Annotated in this window: 3 protein-coding genes; all 3 read right to left on the bottom strand. The window is 31.4% G+C overall.

The window, feature by feature from the left end; translation table 11 throughout:
- Nucleotides 1-168: 168 nt before the first annotated feature.
- Entirely contained in the window at nt 169-846 is a 678-nt protein-coding gene (locus B5E48_RS13280) for an HAD family hydrolase (protein ID WP_087246090.1), read from the bottom strand.
- Nucleotides 847-894: 48 nt separating this feature from the next.
- On the bottom strand, nt 895-1,530 hold the full coding sequence (locus tag B5E48_RS13275; RefSeq protein WP_087246088.1) for an HAD family hydrolase: 636 nt from the start codon (nt 1,528-1,530) through the stop codon (nt 895-897).
- A partial coding sequence (locus B5E48_RS13270) for an SIS domain-containing protein (RefSeq protein ID WP_206407350.1) occupies nt 1,530-2,532 on the bottom strand: 1,003 nt, incomplete at its 5' end. The genes B5E48_RS13270 and B5E48_RS13275, both read right to left, overlap by 1 nt.

The following is a 2,532-nucleotide window of genomic DNA, read 5'->3' as shown; positions in this document are numbered from 1 at the left end:
GCTACACCACTTCCTCCATCCTTAACATCACTGTTAACGACTTGTGGTTCACTACACTTGGCGGTAACTACCTGTGGTCGGTCTATCTCCGACTGAATCCGTGCCATGCCCGGCACACAATAAAAAAAGAACTTTTTAAAAAAGTTCTTTTCTCCCTTGCATTTCTATCTAGAAATTGTCACTTGACAGTTCATATGTATTTTTTAGATAGTCAATTACTTCATTTAAATCATGTACTACTTTGAGTGTCAAACTATTAACACTATCATCATGAAAAACAAGATCAGGTACACATATGACAGGAATATGAGCATTGTAAGAGGCTAATATTCCATTTTGAGAATCTTCAAGAACTAGAGCTTCTAATGGGTTGATATGAAAATGTTTTAATACCTTTTTAAATATTTCTGGATTAGGTTTACTTTCTTTCACTTGATTTCCTGACATAATATAATCTATATATTGGTATGTTTGTGTTATTTTTAAGTATTTTCTAATAACACTCTCACTTGAAGAAGAAGCAATTGCTATCCGTATATTATTTTCTTTTAAATATTTTAAAAGATTATAAAGGCCTTCTTTAACTGGTAAACCATTCTCTAGTATATACTTTTCTTTATACTGAGTTGTTAATAAACTAATTTTTTCATTAGGAAAATCCTTCCCAAAATATTCTTTTAATGTTTTTTCATTAGCTTTCTTATTTCTTCCTAATAGTTGTAATCTAAATTCGTCTGTTATAACATACCCATATACTTTTGCTGCTTTTTTTAGACATTCTCCTACAATACGTTCACTATCAAACATTAATCCATCCATATCAAAAATAACACATTTTAATTTCATGATAACCCCTCCATTTTTGCAAAAATCCTATGAAATTTTCATAGGATTTTATAAATAGTCTATAACTTGTTCTATATCATCAATGATGATATTAGCTTGACTTTGATCTAATTGAAATTTTGTATCTCTTAGAGCTATAACATCTATTCCGGCATTCACTGCTGCTTGAATACCAGAGGGAGAATCCTCTATAATTATTGTTTCTTCTTTAGTTGAATTTAATTGCTTAAGACTATACAAATAGATTTCAGGATTTGGTTTACTTTCCTTAAAAGAATTTCCACTTGTAATGATTTGAAAATATTGTTTTAAATGAGATGTTGTTAATGCTTTATCAATCGTTTTTTCATTTGAGGAAGACGCTAATGCTATTTTATAACGATGACTATGTAAATATTTAAGTAGCAATTCTACGTGTGGATTAATAATACTCGTATAATCTCTATCTACTGTTTGATAGAATTCATTTAATAAAGCTTTTACTTCATATGGTGGTATTCGATGGTTCCACCAAGAATAAACAATATGATCAAAAACTTTACGATCAACACCAATGACTTTTCTACATTCTTCATATGTCAATATAATATTGTGTTGCTTATGAAATCTTATAAGTTCATCCATATACATTTTTTCACTGTCAAAGATAACACCATCCATGTCAAAAATAATTGTTGTTTTCATTAATAATCTAAAGCTTTATAATAACGTCTGATATCAATTGGATGACGTCTACAATGTTCTAAATGTACATTTAATCTCATAAATGCTGATCTCATCATGATTGGTGATAGGATTCCTCTAAATTCATCACTAATTCCATTGAGTTTATATTTCTTTGTATCAAAAACTGTGACCTTTGCACTCACTCTATGCACAAAGTTTTCTACTCTATCCATTTCTGGTCTTGTCTTATCTTCTCCCTTGATTAAGATCACCGGTATATCTCTTTCAATCACTTCCAATGTCCCATGGAAAAAGTTTGCTGCTGAGATTGGTCGTGTTCTCATCCATTGCATTTCTTCCATTATGCACATTCCATAACATACTGCCCAGTCTTCCAAGTTCCCTGATGCCACTAGATATGTGATAGGTTCATCACAGTATTTTTCTGCATAGTTCTTCATGTCTTCATCTGCATCCTTATAGATTTGTACGACATTGTCTGGCATGTTCTTGATTTCTTCCATCAATTTGTCATATTGATCAAATTGTCCTGCATTTTTCATGAAGCGTAATACCACTGAATACCACCAATAGTATTCTCCTCCAAATGTATTGACAAGATAGTCTACTTTTTTGGCTAATGGTGAATCTAGAACTTCCACATAGCCAATGACTCTCGCTCCGACTTCATGAGCCTTATCAATAGCTTGTTCAATCTCAATTGTATTTCCTGATAGAGAAGCTATCACGACGACTGAATCCTTATCAAATTTAGCATTGCCTTCATACAAGAAATCAGTTGCATTTTCAAGATATAAAGGAAGATTACACCCTAATTGTTTAGCCGTATGCATGATTTGTCCAGCATACAATAATGTCCCTCCAATACCAAATAGGAAGATATTAGAATAACCATCTTCACAGATCTTATCTACAATTTTTTCTACTTCTGGAATTAAATTAACTCCATTTTGATGTTCTGTTCTTACTCTATTTTCATCGAAATTTAACATTTTTGTC

Source organism: Massilimicrobiota sp. An105, from assembly GCF_002161155.1.
GTDB lineage: Bacteria > Bacillota_I > Bacilli_A > Erysipelotrichales > Coprobacillaceae > Allocoprobacillus > Allocoprobacillus merdigallinarum.
Note: the sequence above shows the minus strand (reverse complement) of the source record. Positions and strands in the feature narration are given on the sequence as shown.

Bases quoted from the DNA above. Each gene is read 5' to 3' on its own strand.
- B5E48_RS13275 (WP_087246088.1), bottom strand. From the start codon at position 1,530: ATGAAAACAACAATTATTTTTGACATGGATGGTGTTATCTTTGACAGT.
- B5E48_RS13280 (WP_087246090.1), bottom strand. From the start codon at position 846: ATGAAATTAAAATGTGTTATTTTTGATATGGATGGATTAATGTTTGAT.